The 14,863-nt window shown below is 66.9% G+C and carries 17 protein-coding genes; 11 read left to right on the forward strand and 6 right to left on the reverse strand.

Features of this window, described 5'->3' with window-relative positions; translation table 11 throughout:
* Positions 1–34: 34 nt before the first annotated feature.
* On the forward strand, positions 35–247 hold the full coding sequence (locus ACO05L_RS08705) for a DUF3126 family protein (protein ID WP_421728786.1): 213 nt from the start codon (positions 35–37) through the stop codon (positions 245–247).
* A gap of 78 nt (positions 248–325) precedes the next feature.
* Here ACO05L_RS08705 and ACO05L_RS08710 read toward each other — a convergent pair whose 3' ends face one another.
* Positions 326–979 carry a hypothetical protein gene (locus tag ACO05L_RS08710; protein ID WP_421728787.1) on the reverse strand — a complete coding sequence of 218 codons (654 nt, stop codon included), beginning with the start codon at positions 977–979 and terminating at the stop codon, positions 326–328.
* Positions 980–1,064: 85 nt separating this feature from the next.
* On the opposite strand from ACO05L_RS08710, the gene ACO05L_RS08715 reads away from it, so the two are divergent.
* The 4 genes from ACO05L_RS08715 (at position 1,065) to ACO05L_RS08730 (ending at position 3,333) form a co-directional block, all read left to right on the forward strand.
* Entirely contained in the window at positions 1,065–1,934 is an 870-nt protein-coding gene (locus ACO05L_RS08715) for a 50S ribosomal protein L11 methyltransferase (protein ID WP_421728788.1), read from the forward strand.
* Positions 1,935–1,987: 53 nt separating this feature from the next.
* Positions 1,988–2,485 carry a hypothetical protein gene (locus ACO05L_RS08720; protein WP_421728789.1) on the forward strand — a complete coding sequence of 166 codons (498 nt, stop codon included), beginning with the start codon at positions 1,988–1,990 and terminating at the stop codon, positions 2,483–2,485.
* A gap of 45 nt (positions 2,486–2,530) precedes the next feature.
* Positions 2,531–2,929 (forward strand): DUF1489 family protein, encoded by a 399-nt coding sequence (locus ACO05L_RS08725; RefSeq protein ID WP_421728790.1) that lies wholly within the window; start codon positions 2,531–2,533, stop codon positions 2,927–2,929.
* Positions 2,930–3,078: 149 nt separating this feature from the next.
* A complete protein-coding gene (locus tag ACO05L_RS08730) occupies positions 3,079–3,333 on the forward strand; it encodes a hypothetical protein (RefSeq protein WP_421728791.1) in 255 nt (84 codons plus the stop codon).
* A gap of 22 nt (positions 3,334–3,355) precedes the next feature.
* Here the strand turns inward: ACO05L_RS08730 and ACO05L_RS08735 are convergent, their stop codons facing one another.
* Positions 3,356–4,135 carry a tRNA1(Val) (adenine(37)-N6)-methyltransferase gene (locus tag ACO05L_RS08735; protein WP_421728792.1) on the reverse strand — a complete coding sequence of 260 codons (780 nt, stop codon included), beginning with the start codon at positions 4,133–4,135 and terminating at the stop codon, positions 3,356–3,358.
* A 181-nt stretch (positions 4,136–4,316) separates the two neighbouring features.
* On the opposite strand from ACO05L_RS08735, the gene ACO05L_RS08740 reads away from it, so the two are divergent.
* A complete protein-coding gene (locus ACO05L_RS08740) occupies positions 4,317–5,285 on the forward strand; it encodes a polyprenyl synthetase family protein (RefSeq protein WP_421731662.1) in 969 nt (322 codons plus the stop codon).
* 48 nt (positions 5,286–5,333) lie between these two features.
* Here ACO05L_RS08740 and ACO05L_RS08745 read toward each other — a convergent pair whose 3' ends face one another.
* On the reverse strand, positions 5,334–6,536 hold the full coding sequence (locus ACO05L_RS08745) for a pyridoxal phosphate-dependent aminotransferase (RefSeq protein ID WP_421728793.1): 1,203 nt from the start codon (positions 6,534–6,536) through the stop codon (positions 5,334–5,336).
* 446 nt (positions 6,537–6,982) lie between these two features.
* Between ACO05L_RS08745 and ACO05L_RS08750 the strand changes: the two genes are divergently transcribed.
* The 5 genes from ACO05L_RS08750 (at position 6,983) to rodA (ending at position 12,954) form a co-directional block, all read left to right on the forward strand.
* Positions 6,983–8,023, forward strand: coding sequence for a rod shape-determining protein (locus tag ACO05L_RS08750; protein ID WP_421728794.1), 1,041 nt, complete (start codon positions 6,983–6,985; stop codon positions 8,021–8,023).
* Between the two features lie 125 nt (positions 8,024–8,148).
* Positions 8,149–9,255 (forward strand): rod shape-determining protein MreC, encoded by a 1,107-nt coding sequence (gene mreC, locus ACO05L_RS08755; protein WP_421728795.1) that lies wholly within the window; start codon positions 8,149–8,151, stop codon positions 9,253–9,255.
* Entirely contained in the window at positions 9,252–9,770 is a 519-nt protein-coding gene (locus tag ACO05L_RS08760) for a hypothetical protein (protein WP_421728796.1), read from the forward strand. Before mreC ends, ACO05L_RS08760 begins: the two co-directional genes overlap by 4 nt.
* A complete protein-coding gene (gene mrdA, locus ACO05L_RS08765) occupies positions 9,767–11,800 on the forward strand; it encodes a penicillin-binding protein 2 (protein ID WP_421728797.1) in 2,034 nt (677 codons plus the stop codon). The genes ACO05L_RS08760 and mrdA overlap by 4 nt, the downstream gene beginning before the upstream one ends.
* On the forward strand, positions 11,797–12,954 hold the full coding sequence (gene rodA / locus ACO05L_RS08770) for a rod shape-determining protein RodA (RefSeq protein WP_421728798.1): 1,158 nt from the start codon (positions 11,797–11,799) through the stop codon (positions 12,952–12,954). Before mrdA ends, rodA begins: the two co-directional genes overlap by 4 nt.
* Before the next feature lie 12 nt (positions 12,955–12,966).
* Here the strand turns inward: rodA and ACO05L_RS08775 are convergent, their stop codons facing one another.
* The 3 genes from ACO05L_RS08775 to ACO05L_RS08785 are packed head-to-tail and all read right to left on the reverse strand — an operon-like array spanning position 12,967 to position 14,834.
* Positions 12,967–13,416, reverse strand: a complete 450-nt coding sequence (locus ACO05L_RS08775) for a hypothetical protein (RefSeq protein WP_421728799.1) — start codon at positions 13,414–13,416, stop codon at positions 12,967–12,969.
* A gap of 11 nt (positions 13,417–13,427) precedes the next feature.
* Positions 13,428–14,402: a prolyl aminopeptidase gene (pip, locus tag ACO05L_RS08780; RefSeq protein ID WP_421728800.1), complete on the reverse strand. Its 975-nt coding sequence runs from the start codon at positions 14,400–14,402 to the stop codon at positions 13,428–13,430.
* A 60-nt stretch (positions 14,403–14,462) separates the two neighbouring features.
* The gene (locus ACO05L_RS08785) at positions 14,463–14,834 is read right to left on the reverse strand and encodes a DUF423 domain-containing protein (RefSeq protein WP_421728801.1); all 372 of its coding nucleotides are present in this window, start codon (positions 14,832–14,834) and stop codon (positions 14,463–14,465) included.
* Positions 14,835–14,863 lie beyond the last annotated feature (29 nt).

Raw genomic sequence — 14,863 nt, forward strand, 5'->3', positions numbered from 1 at the left:
TTCCTGACCTGCTCAAAGACTATCGAGGCCCCCCATGAACGAAGCCGACATGAAGCGTATCGAGGCGCATCTGAAGCGCACTTTCAATGCTGGCGGCATTGTCGTGAAACCCCGCCCCAAGGTGAATGATTCCGCCGAGGTCTATGTCGGCGACGAGTTCATCGGCGTGGTGTTCGACGACGAGGACGAGGACGGCAGCTTCATGTTCGAGATGGCTATCCTGGCCGAGGACCTGTCGCCGGCCTGATCGTCACCGCCGCATCAGACAATAAAAACCCCGGGCGGTGCGAACCGCTCGGGGTTTTTGTTTTCAGCCGATCCGGCTTCAGCGCTTGCCGAAGATGGCGTCGGCGATCTTGTCGAGGAAGCTCTTGGGCTTGGCCGGAGCGGCTGCGGGCTTGGGCGCGGCAGCGGCCGGAGCCACGGCGGGCTTGGGCGCAGGGGCCGAGGCCGGAGCCGCCGAGACGGCGGGCTTGGCAGCGGCGACTGGAGCGGCGGCCACAGCCGGCTTGGGCGCAGGCGCAGCGGTCACGGCAGGCTTGGCGGTCGCTGCAGCCTTGGGCTTGGGACCGGGCTTGGCGCGGGGCGCGGTCGCCGATTTGGCGGCCGGAGCCTTTGCAGGCTTGGCGGCGGCCTTGGGGGCAGCAGCCGGCTTGGCGGCCGTTGCAGCCTTGGGCTTGGGACCAGGCTTGGCCTTGGCGACGGCGGGCTTGGCGGCGGCTTTTACGGCCTTGGGCGCAGCGGCAGGCTTGGCTGCGGCCTTGGGCTTGGGACCGGGTTTCGCCTTGGCGACCACAGCAGCCTTGGGCGCCGCAGCCTTGATGGGCTTGGGCGCTGCGGCAGTTTTTGCGGGCTTGGGCGCAGCGGCTTTTGCCGGAGCCGCCTTTGCGGCGCTCGACTTTGCCGCCGGTTTCGGCTTGGAAGCGGCAGGCGCCGACTTCGGCGCCGCAGATTTAGTCGTAGACGGTGACTTGGCCATGTATTCCCCGACCCCTCGGTTAGAAAGCGCGCACCAGTACGCGTTTACGGAAGCTTCGATTCGCCATGATAGCGGTGTTTGAGAAATGTCCGAGTCCGCAGTTCAAATTATCGCGCGTGGCCTTCGCGCCCATGCCGAAGCCGCCGCTGAGGCCATCGACGCCGATGTGACCCTTGAGGGGGCGACCTATTCCATCCTGGAGGAGGACGAGGATCGCGGCATCTGGCGTATCGACGCCTTCCCGACCACGGCCGAGGAAGCCGCAGGCATCCAGGCTCGGCTGGCGGAGCACGAGGGCATGACCACGACGGTCGAGGTTCTGGCCGACGCCGACTGGCTGGCCATGTCGTTGTCCGGTCTGCCGCCGGTCAAGGCGGGGCGGTTCTTCGTCTATGGCGCCCACGACCAGGGCCTGGTCCCGGCCAGCGCCGTCGCCTTGAAGATCGACGCCGGCGCAGCCTTCGGCACCGGCCACCACGGCACGACGGTCGGCTGCCTGGTCGCCTATGACGAACTGCTGAAGCGCGAGAAGTTCGAGCGGGTTCTGGACGTAGGCTGCGGCACCGGGATCCTGGCCATCGCGGCGGCCAAGACCGGCAGCCGCGTCGCCGTCGGCACCGACATCGACCAGCCCTCGGTGCGCATCGCCAACGAGAACGCCAAGTTGAACATGGCCAAGGCCCGCTTCGTCCACGCCTCGGGCCTGAACGACCAGGCTGTGCGCAAGGACGGCCCCTATGATCTGGTGTTCGCCAATATCCTGGCCCCGCCGCTGGTTTCGCTGTCGCAGGACATCAAGCTGGCGCTGCGGATCGGCGGGGTGGCCATCCTGTCCGGCCTGTTGAGGACGCAGGAGCGCCGGGTCACCGCGGCCTATCTGTCCAAGGGCTTCAAGCTGGAGCGACGCATCCATCGCGACGCCTGGAGCGCCCTGGTGCTGCGTCGCGTCGGCTGAGCGGGAACGTCGGCGAGCGGGCGCCGTTGATCGGTCTCAATGGAGGCCTCGCCGTGAGCCAGTACGACCCCAACCTCGACCCGACCCGCCAGCCGAACACCCCGCGATCCGAGCCGATGTACAGCGAGACCATCGTGGTGAGACGCGATTCCAACACCGGATGGTGGGTCGCAGGTATTCTGGCTGCGCTGGTGCTGGTCGCGGCGCTATGGCTGCTGGCCTCGCGTGAGCCGCACGACGCCGAAGCTCAGGCGCGTCTGGCCGAAGCTCAGGCCGCCCAGGCCCAGGCTGACGCCGACAGCGCCCTGGTGCAGGGTCAGATCCAGGGCCAGATCGCCGGAGCCCAGCAGGGCGTCGAGATGGCGCGCGCCGACGCCGCGCGGGCCCAGGCCGACGCCGTTCGCGCCGCCAGCGAGGCCCGCACCGCGGAGGCCGACGCTGCCGCAAGGGCTACCGCTGTTCAGGCGGCGACCGCCTCGGCGGCTCGGCCTGTCGAGCCTGCGCAACCTTCCGGCGTGGCGGTTATCACCAGCACCTCGCCTCAACCCTGAACCCGCCGGTTTCGTTGCCGGCGCGGCGATGATAGAGGCGCATCCGTGCCTCTTCACATGATCAAACTGTGCGTCGGCGTCGCCAAGGTGGAGACGCTGGAACGCCGCGTCGCCAAGAACCAGTGGCTGACCGTCAACACACGGATGACGCCCAAGCGTGCTGACGAGATCGAGGACGGCGGCAGCCTGTTCTGGGTGATGAAGGGATCGGTCACCTGCCGGATGCCCATCCTCGACATCTCCACGTCGGGCGAGGGCAAGTCGAAGATGTGCCTCATCAAGCTGGCCGGGGAGGTGATCCGCACGGCCCCTCAGGCGCGTCGCCCTTTCCAGGGCTGGCGCTACCTGGAGCCCAAGGACGCGCCGCGGGACCTATCGACCATGGAGGCGGGCGAGTTGCCGGATGATTTCGCGCGGCAGCTGCGCGAGATGGGGGCGTGGTAGGGCGTACTCTGGGCGACTAAGCCGACATCGCGGATGTCCGTTCAGGGTGGTTTGCGGACGTCGAGACTTGTCCAAACAGAGCGCCTGATCCATCTTCGGAAATGGTCAGCAAGCCACGATATGAAAGTCGCTGGGGGAACGCGGGGGCCGTGCTCTACCGGCTCATCATCCCGGTCGGTCTTCTGTCGTCTGTTGTCCTGCTGGCGCCGCTCATTTGGACCGGCCACCTCTGGGTCGCAGCCGGTTACCCGGTCATCATCGCTGGGCTGTTGTGGTTGACGGTGCGAGGAGTGGTTCTCGCAAGTGGGGCATGGAAGGTCGTAGCCCTTCTCGCAAATGCTGCGATTACCATTGCGGCTGCGGTGCTGGCCTTCGGCATTTGGGTTTCGATTGGCGGCATCTGAACGTCCGCAACGGGTCGGCCATTCAGACGATCAAATCCGCCTCTCCGCGCAGGATCGCCTCGGCCTCGACGGTATGCTTGGCGCCCGATCGATCATGGAGCACCAGCGCCGGACGCAGCACCAGCGGCGCCTTGCCGCGTTTGACCGCCTTGATCAGCACGCGTTTGGCCGGCTGATCGGCGAAGGGCTGGACGGGCAAGATGGCGAAGGATCCCGCCTTTTCGTTCAATAAGCCCAGGATATCGGCTAGCCGATCGGCGCGATGGATCATCAGGATGCGGCCGCCGTCCTTGACCGAGGATAACAGGATGTCTGTCCAGGCGACCAGGCCGTCGTCGGCGATCCAGGCGCCGCGTTTGCCGGGGGAGGGGGCGCGCAGGGCGGTCTCGTCGTCGAAGAAGGGCGGATTCGACACTGCCCAGTCGCAGAGAGGCAGGTCCAGATTGCCGTAACCCGTCGCCACGTCGCCGGTGATGACCGTCGTCTGCCCCTGGACGCCATTCAGGTCCGCGTTGCGACGGGCGAGGGCGGCGGCGGCGGGATCCCGCTCCAGCCCCGTCAGAATAAGGCCCGGACACCGGGCGGCGACCTGCATCAGCACCGCTCCAGCGCCACAGCCGGCTTCGAAAATTCTTTGGCCGGGCCTGGCGGCGACGGCGGCGGCCAGAAGGGCGGCGTCCATGCCGGCGCGATAACCCCTGGCAGGCTGGAGCAGACGCACACGACCGCCCAGCAGGGCGCTCTCGACGACCTGAGTTTGCGCGGGGTCGACCGTTTCCGGCAATACAGATGCTGTCGTCACGCGGCTTGACCCTTCATGGCGCGATCACCATTGTCCCGCTGACCGCAATGCAGCAAGACGACTTTGCTGACGGGCGGAGGTTCGCGCGCGATTCTCAGCGCCGATCCTGGATTGAGAGAGTAGTTTCGTGGACGCCGTGACCCTAGCAGACAACCGGCGCCCAGACCGCCTCAAGGGCGAGGTGGATACGCTCGTCGCCCTGGCCGCCATGGACATGGCCGCTGTCGACGCCCTGATCATCGACCGGATGCAGTCGAACGTGCCGGTCATCCCCCTGCTGGCGGAACATATTGTCTCGGCCGGAGGCAAGCGGTTGCGGCCCCTGCTGACCGTCGCTGCAGCCCGCGCGGCCAAGGGCGAGATCGAAAATCCGGTCAAGCTGGCCGCCGCCGTCGAGTTCATCCACACCGCGACCCTGTTGCACGACGACGTGGTGGACGGATCGGAGCGACGCCGCGGCAAGGTCGCGGCCCACCTGATCTGGGGATCGGCCACCAGCGTCCTGGTCGGCGACTTCCTGTTCGCACGCTCGTTCGAACTGATGGTCGAAACGGGCGAGATGCGCGCCCTGGGCATTCTGGCGCGGGCGTCGGCCGTGATCGCCGAGGGCGAGGTGCTGCAACTGACGCGGGCGCACGACCTGAACCTGGATCAGGCGACCTATCTGAAGATCATTTCCGCCAAGACCGCCGAACTGTTCGCCGCCGCCGCCGAGGCCGGGGCTGTCGGAGCCGGCGCGGATGCCGAGGCGACAGCCGCCCTGCGTGCCTATGGTCTGAACCTGGGCCTGGCTTTCCAGTTGGCGGACGACGCCCTGGACTATGGCGGCACGTCCGAAGCCCTGGGCAAGAATGCGGGCGACGACTTCCGCGAAGGCAAGGTGACCCTGCCCCTGCTGCTGGCGGTGGCGCGGACCAAGGGGCGCGAGGATGCCTTCTGGGACCGCACGATCAACAAGGGCGAACGCTCCGAAGACGATTTCCGCCGGGCGCGCGAGCTGATCATCGGCACGGGCTCTGTCAGTGGGACACTGGACGCCGCCGGAGACTACGCCGACCTGGCCAAGGCGGCGCTGCGTATCCTGCCGGACACCGACTGGCGCGATGCGCTGGAGAAGCTGGCCGATTTCGCGGTGAGTCGGGTCGCCTGACGGGCCTCCTCCCCACCGCCGAGCGGCGAGGGGGAGGAGCCGTACGTTCTATTTCAGGCTGGCGGCGAAGCGCTGGATGCGGGTGCAGGCCTCGGTCAGCACGGCTTCCGAGGTGGCGTAGCTGACGCGGAAATAGGGCGACAGGCCAAAGGCCGAACCCTGAACCACCGCAACGCCTTCGGCTTCCAGCAGGGCGCTGGTGAAGACGTCGTCGTCGGTGATGACCGTGCCGTTCGGCGCCGTCTTGCCGATCAGACCCTCGACCGACGGATAGACGTAGAAGGCGCCTTCCGGGTTGGCGCAGCGGATGCCCGGCGCCGCGTTCAGCATCGACACGACCAGATCGCGGCGCTTCTGGAAGGCGTCGTTGCGGATCGGCAGGAAGTCCTGCGTCCCGTTCAGGGCCTCGACGGCGGCGTGCTGGCTGATGGAGGCGGGGTTGGAGGTGGTCTGGCTGGCCACCTTGCGCATCAGGTCGATCAGGGCCTTGGGGCCGCCAGCATAGCCGATGCGCCAGCCGGTCATGGCATAGGCCTTGGACACGCCGTTGACCGTCAGGGTGCGGTCGTAGAGGTCGGGCGCGACCTGGGCGATGGTGGTGTATTCGAACGCATCGAACACCAGGTGCTCATACATGTCGTCGGTCAGGATCCAGACGTGCGGATGCTTGCGCAGCACGTCGGCCAGGGCGACCAGTTCGTCCCGCGTATAGGCCGCGCCGGTCGGGTTCGACGGCGAGTTCAGGATCAGCCACTTGGTGCGCGGCGTGATGGCGGCGTCCAGAACCTCGGGGCGCAGCTTGAAGCCATCAGCCTCTTCGCCCGTGACGAAGACGGGTTCGCCGCCCGCCAGCAGGGTCATGTCGGGATAGGAAACCCAGTAGGGCGCCGGGATGATGACTTCGTCGCCGGGGTTCAGGGTCGCCAGCAGGGCGTTGTAGATCACCGGCTTGCCGCCCGAGGCGACGTGGATCTGGTTCACTGCATAGGTCAGGCCGTTTTCGCGCGCGAACTTGTCGGCGATCGCCTTCTTCAGCGACGGCATGCCGTCAGCGTCGGTGTATTTGGTCTGGCCGTCGTTGATGGCCTTGATGGCGGCGGCCTTGATATTGTCCGGGGTGTCGAAGTCGGGTTCGCCGGCGCCGAGGCCGATGATGTCGCGGCCGGCGGCGGCCAGTTCCCGCGCCTTGGCGCTGACGGCGATGGTGGCGGATGGCTTGACGCGGGCGAGGGCGGCGGACTGCAGGGACATGAAGGATTTCCGGTCGCCGCGACGGGTTTCGGGGTGGGAAGGCTTGCGGCGGCCCCGTTTACTCAGAAGCGCTGCTGGCCGCAAACCCGTCGATGCCCACAAATGCTGATCGGCGTCATAAGCTGTGCTGGGGTGGGTCTTTTCGGGTGGCCGATTGGCCGGCATGGAGCCCGCTCGCAGCCGCCATGTCTCAGCCCGAATCGTGAGGGCCGGCGACCTGTTCGCTCAGGTGTCGGTTTCGTGATCGAAATGGCGCTGTCGTGGTTATCGCGACCGAGGCGTCAGGGGTTGTATTCGCGGCCTCATACGGGCAAACGAGCCATCGTCGGTAAGGCGAAGACGATCAGGTAGCCGCAGCGTGTGGGGATGCACAGCGGTTGGGGGCGTCGCCGAAACCGACCGAAACACCCACGCCTTTCGGCAAAGATAGTTCGGTCCACACCCCCATGTTTTCACACCTCTTCGGCGCCATCTCCAACGACATCGCCATGGATCTGGGGACCGCCAACACCCTGATCTATATGAAGGGCAAGGGCATCGTCCTGAACGAGCCTTCGGTTGTGGCGCTGCGGAATGTCGGCGGACGCAAGATCGTCCATGCCGTTGGCATCGAGGCCAAACAGATGCTGGGCCGCACCCCGGGCCACATGGAAGCCATCCGTCCCATGCGCGACGGGGTCATCGCCGACTTCGAAGTCGCCGAGGAGATGATCAAGCACTTCATCCGCAAGGTTCATAACCGCAAGGGTTTCGTGAACCCCAAGATCATCGTCTGCGTGCCCTCGGGCGCCACGGCGGTCGAGCGGCGTGCGATCAATGACTCCTGCCTGAACGCCTCGGCCCGTCGCGTCGGTCTGATCGACGAGCCCATGGCCGCTGCGATCGGCGCCGGTCTGCCGATCCATGAGCCCACGGGTTCGATGGTCGTCGATATCGGCGGCGGCACGACGGAAGTCGCCGTTCTGTCCCTGTCGGGCATCGTCTATTCACGTTCGGTACGCGTCGGCGGCGACAAGATGGACGACAGCATCATCAGCTACATGCGTCGCAACCATAACCTGCTGATCGGCGAGACGACGGCCGAACGCATCAAGAAGGACATCGGAACCGCCCGGATTCCGGCCGACGGCGAAGGCCTGTCGATCGAGGTCAAGGGCCGCGACCTGATGCAGGGCGTGCCGCGCGAGGTCCGTATCTCGGAGCGCCAGGCTGCTGAAGCGCTTGCTGAACCCGTCTCGCAGATCATCGACGCCGTGAAGGTCGCCCTGGAGGCCACGCCTCCGGAACTGGCCGCCGACATCGCCGATAAGGGCATCATGCTGACCGGCGGCGGGGCTCTGCTGCGCGGCCTGGATGCAGAAATCCGCGATCACACCGGCCTGCCGGTCTCGGTCGCCGACGATCCCCTGTCGTGCGTGGCCATCGGCTGCGGCCGGGTGCTGGAGCATCCGCGCTGGATGAAGGGCGTGCTCGATTCGGCCCTCTAGGGTCTGGATCAGACACTTCGTCTCACAGCGTGATGCGGGTTTTCACCCGGCGCGGATTTTGCAATAGGCTGCGTCAGTCGGCGGGAGTGTCCCGCTGATTCTGATCCCTTACCGGAAAGGCTGCCGTGGCGTTTCGCGACGGACCGTTCGAGACCATCAAGGTGCCGCTGGCTTGGACCGCCGCGGTCGTGGTCGTGGTTGCCTTGGTCGCATCCGTGATCCTGCTGATGAGCGACCGGCGCGAGGTCCGCAATCACGATGTCTATTCGCCTGTGCGCGCGGGTTTCGATGCGGGCATGGGGCCGGTCAGCGGCGTCCTGGCCGCGCCTGTCCGCTGGGTGGGATCGCTCAGCGACGGGGTGAAGGGGTATTTCTTCGCCGTCTCCGAGAACCGCAAGCTGCGGGAGCAGATCGCTCAGCTGGAGCCCTGGCGCGACCAGGCCATCGCCTTGAAGAACGTCAACGCCCGCTATGAGGCGATGCTGGGCCTGCGGACCGAGCCGGCGGTGGCGATGGTCACCGGTCGTTCCGTCTCGGATTCACGCGGCCCCTTCGTCCACGCCCGCCTCATCGACACCGGCGCCGACAAGGGCGTCCGCATCGGCAACCCCGTTATCAATGAGGATGGCCTGGTCGGTCGTGTGATCGGCGCGTCCGGAGGCGTCTCGCGGATGCTGCTGCTGACCGACGTGTCCAGCCGCACGCCTGTTCTGATCGACCGCACCGACGCGCGCGCCATGCTGACCGGCGACGGCAGCGGCAACCCGCGCCTGGAGTTCGTGCGTGGCGTCGGCTCGGTCCAGGCCGGCGACCGCGTGTTGAGTTCGGGTGACGGCGGCGGCTTCCCACGCGGCATCCCCATCGGTGTCGCCGCCAAGGGGATCGACGGCACCTGGCGGGTCAAGCTGTTCAGCGACCGGGGCGCGATCGACTATGTCCGCGTCATGCTGTTCCAGGATTTCGGCCAGCTGGTCAGCCCTGAAGCCCTGACGCCTCCGCCTCTGGCGGGTCTGGCGGCGGCCCCGCCGCCCAGCGCGGCCCAGGCTGCAGCCATCACTGATGCGGCCGCGCGTCGGGCAGCAGCCGCCAGTACGGCCGCTGCTACAACGACGACGCCCTCGAGACCTGCGGCGCAGAGGCCGGCGGCGCCCAGGCCCGCGCCGGCGCCCGCTGCAACGCCACCTCAGGCCACACCCCCTTCCGCCGCGACGGCTCCGGGGCAGGCCGAGTGAGACGGCCGGTTTCCGTGCGGGTCGTCGGTCCGGTGCAATGGATCGCCCTGCCGGCGCTGGCGGTGATGGCAGGGTCCATCGTCCTGGCCACGCCTGTGGAGATGTTCGGCCTGAAGCTGCCTGAGCCGATCCTGCCCATGGTGCTGGCTTTCGCCTGGCCGCTGATCCGGCCATCCATGGTTGCCCCTGCCGTGCTCTTTGGTCTTGGGCTGTTTCTGGACCTGTTGTGGGGCAGTCCGCTCGGGCTGTGGTCGCTGAGCCTTCTTGGCGTCTACGCCATCGTCCTGGCGTCGCGAAACCTGCTGGCGGGGCAGGAGACCCAGATTTTGTTCGGCTGGTACGCCGGCTGCACCCTGCTGGCCTTTCTTCTGACCTATGTGATCGTCAGCCTGAACGCGGGCAATGCGCCGAGCATCCTGGCTCTGCTGGGCCAGATGATTCCGACACTGTTGCTGTTTCCGGTCGCCAGTTGGCTGATCGAACGGTTCGACGACGGTGAAACCCGGTTCAGATGAGCAACGAACCCGCCATCTTCTTTTCCGACGTCAACGAGCGTCAGGGTTCCTTCCTGCGCCGGACCTTCGTCGTCGGCGGGCTGACGGCTCTGGGCATCGGCGCCCTGACCATGCGGCTGGGGCAGTTGCAGGTGGTCCAGGCCCAGGAATATTCGACCCTGGCGACCAACAACCAGTTCAACTTTCGCCTGGTGCCGCCGCCGCGCGGACGCATCCTGGACCGCAACGGCGTGGTCATCGCCGGCAACCGGCCCAGTTTCCGCGTCCTGGTCGTGCGCGACGAGACCAAGGACCTGGACCAGACACTGGACCTGCTGGGTCGGCTGCTGCCCGACACGCTGGAGCGCCGGCGCGCCATCATCCGCGACGTCAACGCCGCGCCCCGCTTCACCCCGGTTCCGGTCAAGAGCGACCTGACCTGGGAGGAGTTCGCCAAGGTCAACCTCTACGCCCCCGAACTGCCGGGCGTCATGGCCGACATGAACGAGGCGCGTTTCTATCCCTATGGCGGGTCGTTCGCCCATGTCATCGGCTATGTGGCCAAGGTCTCGGACCGGGACATCAAGGCCATCCGCGACAAGGGTCAGGAACCACCGACCATCCTGTTCAACCCCGGCTTCCGCATCGGCCGCTCGGGCGTGGAAAAAGCGCTGGACGCCGACCTGCGGGGCGAGGCGGGCGGCAAGCGGGTCGAGGTCGACGCACGAGGCCGGGTGGTCGCCGAGGACATCGGCGGCTCGCGTCCGGCCATCAACGGCAAGGACGTGGTCCTGACCCTGGACGCCGACGTGCAGAACCGGGCGCTGGAGGTGTTCGGCGACGAGAGCGGCGCGTGCGTGGTGATGGACGTTCGCAACGGCGACATCCTGTGCATGATGTCGGCGCCGTCGTTCGATCCCAACCTGTTCGTCAGCGGCGTGCCCACGCGGACCTATCGCGCCCTGGCCGACTACGAGCGCAAGCCCCTGCTCGACAAGACCATCAACGGCACCTTTCCGCCCGGCTCGACCTTCAAGCCGTGCACGGCGCTGGCCCTGCTTCAGGCCGGGGTCGATCCCAGCCAGCGCGTTCACTGCAGCGGCAGCTACCGGACGGGCAATCGCACCCAACGCTGCTGGGGCGTTCACGGGTCGCAGGATATGCACAACGCGATCAAGAACTCCTGCGACGTCTATTTCTACGCCATGTGCAATCGCGCGGGCGTCGACGGCATCCGCGACGCGGCGCTGAAGCTGGGTTTCGAGCATGAGTTCGACATCGGCGTGGACAACCAGCGCAAGGGAATGCTGCCCTCCACCGAATGGAAGCGGCGGACCTTCCCGCGCGACCCTGTCTGGCACCCAGGGGAGACGACCTCGGTGGCGATCGGGCAGGGCGCCGTGACCGTCAACGCCCTGCAACTGGCGACCTATACCTCGCGGTTGGCCAACGGGAAGAAGGCCATCCTGCCGCGCCTGATCAAGTCGGTCGGCGGCGTCGAGCGGCCTAGCGGCGCGGCCGTGCCGGACCTGCCGTTCAATCCGGCCCATATCGAGATCGTCCGCCAGGGCATGATCGCCGTGGCCAACGACCGTTCCGGCACCGCCTATCGCCAGAGCCAGCTGGGCCTGGGCGATATCCAGATGGCGGGCAAGACCGGCACGGCCCAGTCGCGCGACTACGGCTCCGGCTCGCGCAAGTCCGATGTCTGGGCGCTGAAGGACCACAACCTGTTCATCGCCTTCGCCCCGATCGACGCGCCGCGCTATGCCGTGGCCGTCATCATCGAGCACGGCGGCCGGGGGGGCGGCACGGCCGGGGCGCCTCGCGCACGCGAAGTCATGCGCACCGTCCTGTTGAAGGACCCGGAGATGCGCGACCGGATCACCCGCCCGCCGCCGCCCGAGGCGACCGGCCCCGAGGTGGAGGAGGGCTCCATCGGCGCCGCGCCCGAGCCCGCAATCGAAGCGCCCGCCGCGCCTGCGGCGGCGCGTCCCCGTACACCGACGGCGACTTCGGGTCCGCGTCCCTATCTGGCGAATGGCCAATGACTGCATCCGCCCTGACCCGTCCCGGCGAGCGTGACCGGCTCTCGACCAAGATCGGCGAGATCGACTGGCGTTTCGCCGCCCTGTTGTGCGTCGTCGCCAGCGTCGGCGGAGGCATGCTCTATTCCGTGGCCGGCGGCTCGTGGGAGCCGTGGGCCGCCAACCACATGATCCGTTTCGGTGTCTGCCTGGTGCTGATGCTGGCCCTGTCGATGGTCAGCCTGAGGATATGGTTCGGTTCGGCCTATATCGTTTACGGCCTGGCTCTGCTGCTGCTGGCGGCCATCGAGATTCCGGGCGTCGGCTATACGGCCATGGGCGCTACGCGCTGGATCGACCTGGGCTTCACCCGGATCCAGCCATCCGAGATCATGAAGATCGGCGTGGTGCTGGCTCTGGCGCGCTACTATCACGGCGCGACGGCCAAGGACGCGCGGTTCAGCTGGAAACTGATCTACCCGGTCATGATCGTGGGCCTGCCCTTCCTGCTGGTGGCGCACCAGCCGGACCTGGGGACGGCCATGCTTATCGGCCTGACCGGGGCCGCCATGATGTTCATGGCCGGGCTGGATTGGAAGATCATCGCCGGAGTCTCGATCCCGGCCGCCGTGGCCATTCCCTTCTATGTCATGTTCGGGATGCACGACTATCAGCGTCACCGGGTGCTGACCTTCCTGTCGCCGGAAAGCGATCCATCGGGCACCGGCTATCACATCACCCAATCCAAGATCGCCCTGGGGTCGGGCGGGCTGCTGGGCAAGGGATTCGGCCTGGGCAGTCAGAGCCAGCTGGAATTCCTGCCCGAGAAACACACCGACTTCATCTTCGCAGCCGTGTCGGAGGAGTTCGGCTTCGTCGGCTCTTTCACCATCCTGGCCTGCTATGCGGGAATCATCTTGATCGCGCTCAGGATCGCCTCCCTGTCGCACAGCCACTTCGGCCGGATGGCGGCCGCGGGCGTGACCTCGACCTTTGCCCTCTATGTGTTGATCAATGGCGCGATGGTCATGGGGCTGGCGCCGGTCGTGGGCGTGCCCATGCCGCTGCTGTCCTATGGCGGCACGGTCATGTTGACGGTGATGATCGGCTTCGGCCTGGTCATGGCCACGCGAGTCCACCGCTATGCCGAACTGCCCAAGGGCCACGGCCTGATCTAGCCGGGCCCGTCTCTAGAGCTTGGCGCGCGCCGACTTGATGCGAGCCATAAGAGCCTGGCGCGCCTGAGCCTGACGGGCCGCCAATGCTCGCGCCTCGGCCTCCAGGGCGGCGCGTCGGTCGTCGATCTCGGTCGTCTGCTCCGCCTGTTCGCTGTCCAAGGTTTCGAGCTCGGCTTCCAGCGCCTTCAGCGCCTTGCGCGCCCTGTCGTCAGCCGCCTTGGCCTTGGGCCTCGGCGCCTTGGCCACCTTGCCGACATCGATCGCCAGGCCGCGCTCGATCACTTCGCCGGGCGAGGCGAGGGCGGCGTCATAGTCAGGGCCGGCCGTGATTTCGGAGGCGAGGCCGGTCTGGAAGATGTCGGAGCCTATGCCCCAGGCCTGAAGCGCCTTGGGACGCGAACTCGTCGCCACGCTGAAAGCGTGAAAGCCGTCGGACCAGGTAAAGACCTTCAGCCTGGCCATGATCCGTCCCCTTAGAGGGTCGCCGCCCAGTCGGTGGCGCGGATCAGGCTGTCGATGATGCCGGGCTCGGAAGAGGCGTGACCAGCGTCGGGCACGATATCCAGCGTCGCCTCGGGCCAGGCGCGATGCAGGGACCAGGCGCCGGAAATGGGCGTCACCACATCGAACCGCCCCTGTGCGATCCAGGTCGGGATGTGGCGGATGCGCTCGATATTCTTCAACAGCCAGCCTTCTTCGGGGAAGAAGCCGCCATTCATGAAGTACCAGCATTCGATCCGGGCGAAGGCGACGGCGAAGTCGGCCTCGGCGAATTTGTCCGGCTTGGCGGCGGGGCCCTCGGCGCTGACGGTTTCGCCTTCCCAGCTGGACCAGGCGATGGCGCAGCGCTCGCGCTCGGCGCGGTCGTCCCCGATCAGCCGCCTGTAATAGGCGCCCATCAGGTCGTGGCGCTCGTCCTCGGGGATGGGGGCGACGAAGCGTTCCCAGGCGTCGGGGAAGATCATCGAGGCGCCATCCTGATAGAACCAGTGCAGCTCCTTTTTGGTCAGCAGGAAGATGCCGCGCAGGATCAGGCTCTCGACCCGCTCCGGGTGGGTGATGGCATAGGCCAGCGACAGGGTCGAACCCCAGGAGCCGCCGAACACCGACCACTTTTCGATGCCGCAACGCTCGCGCAGCTGTTCGATGTCGTCGATCAGGGTCCAGGTGGTGTTGTCTTCCAGCGACGCGTTTGGGCGCGAGCGGCCGCATCCGCGCTGATCGAACAGGATGATGCGATACTTCGACGGATCGAAATAGCGGCGCATACCGGGGTTGGTCGCGCCACCCGGACCGCCGTGGAGGACCAGAACCGCCTTGCCCTGCGGGTTGCCGCATTCCTCGTAATAGATCTCGTGCGGTCCGCCTGTCGCCATCCAGCCGGACGCAAAGGGTTCGATCTCGGGATAGAGCTCGCGGCGAGGCTTGTCGGGCACGGGGAAGGCCATTCGAAACACGGTCTTTCAGCTGGCGCGAACGGGGGGCGGGCGGGTCGCGTATGGGTCCGATCAGGCGTCGGATTGCGCCTTCCCGAATGCGGCAAAGGCCAGCAAAAGCCAACCCGCAATCATCAGAACTCCGCCGATCGGGGCGACGGCGCCCATGGCCGGCATACTCAGCAGAGCGATGAAGGTCAGGGCCAGGCAGAAGACCAGTCCACCGACGCCAGCCAGCCATCCGGCGACCGACACCAGCCGCGTCCGCGCAGGCGAGGCGGCGCAGACCAGGGCCAGTACAGCGTGCACGATCTGATAGTGGGCGCCCGTGGTCAGCAGCGTCTTGACCGCCGGGCCTGCGCCGTGGGCGGCGAAGGCGCCGATGGCCACGGCCATGGCTCCGTTGAAGGCGGCGAAGACGGCCAGATTTCGATCAAGGTTCATGGCGAATCTGTAGCGCATGGTGGGGGCTT

It is taken from the genome of Brevundimonas sp., assembly GCF_965227765.1.
GTDB lineage: Bacteria > Pseudomonadota > Alphaproteobacteria > Caulobacterales > Caulobacteraceae > Brevundimonas.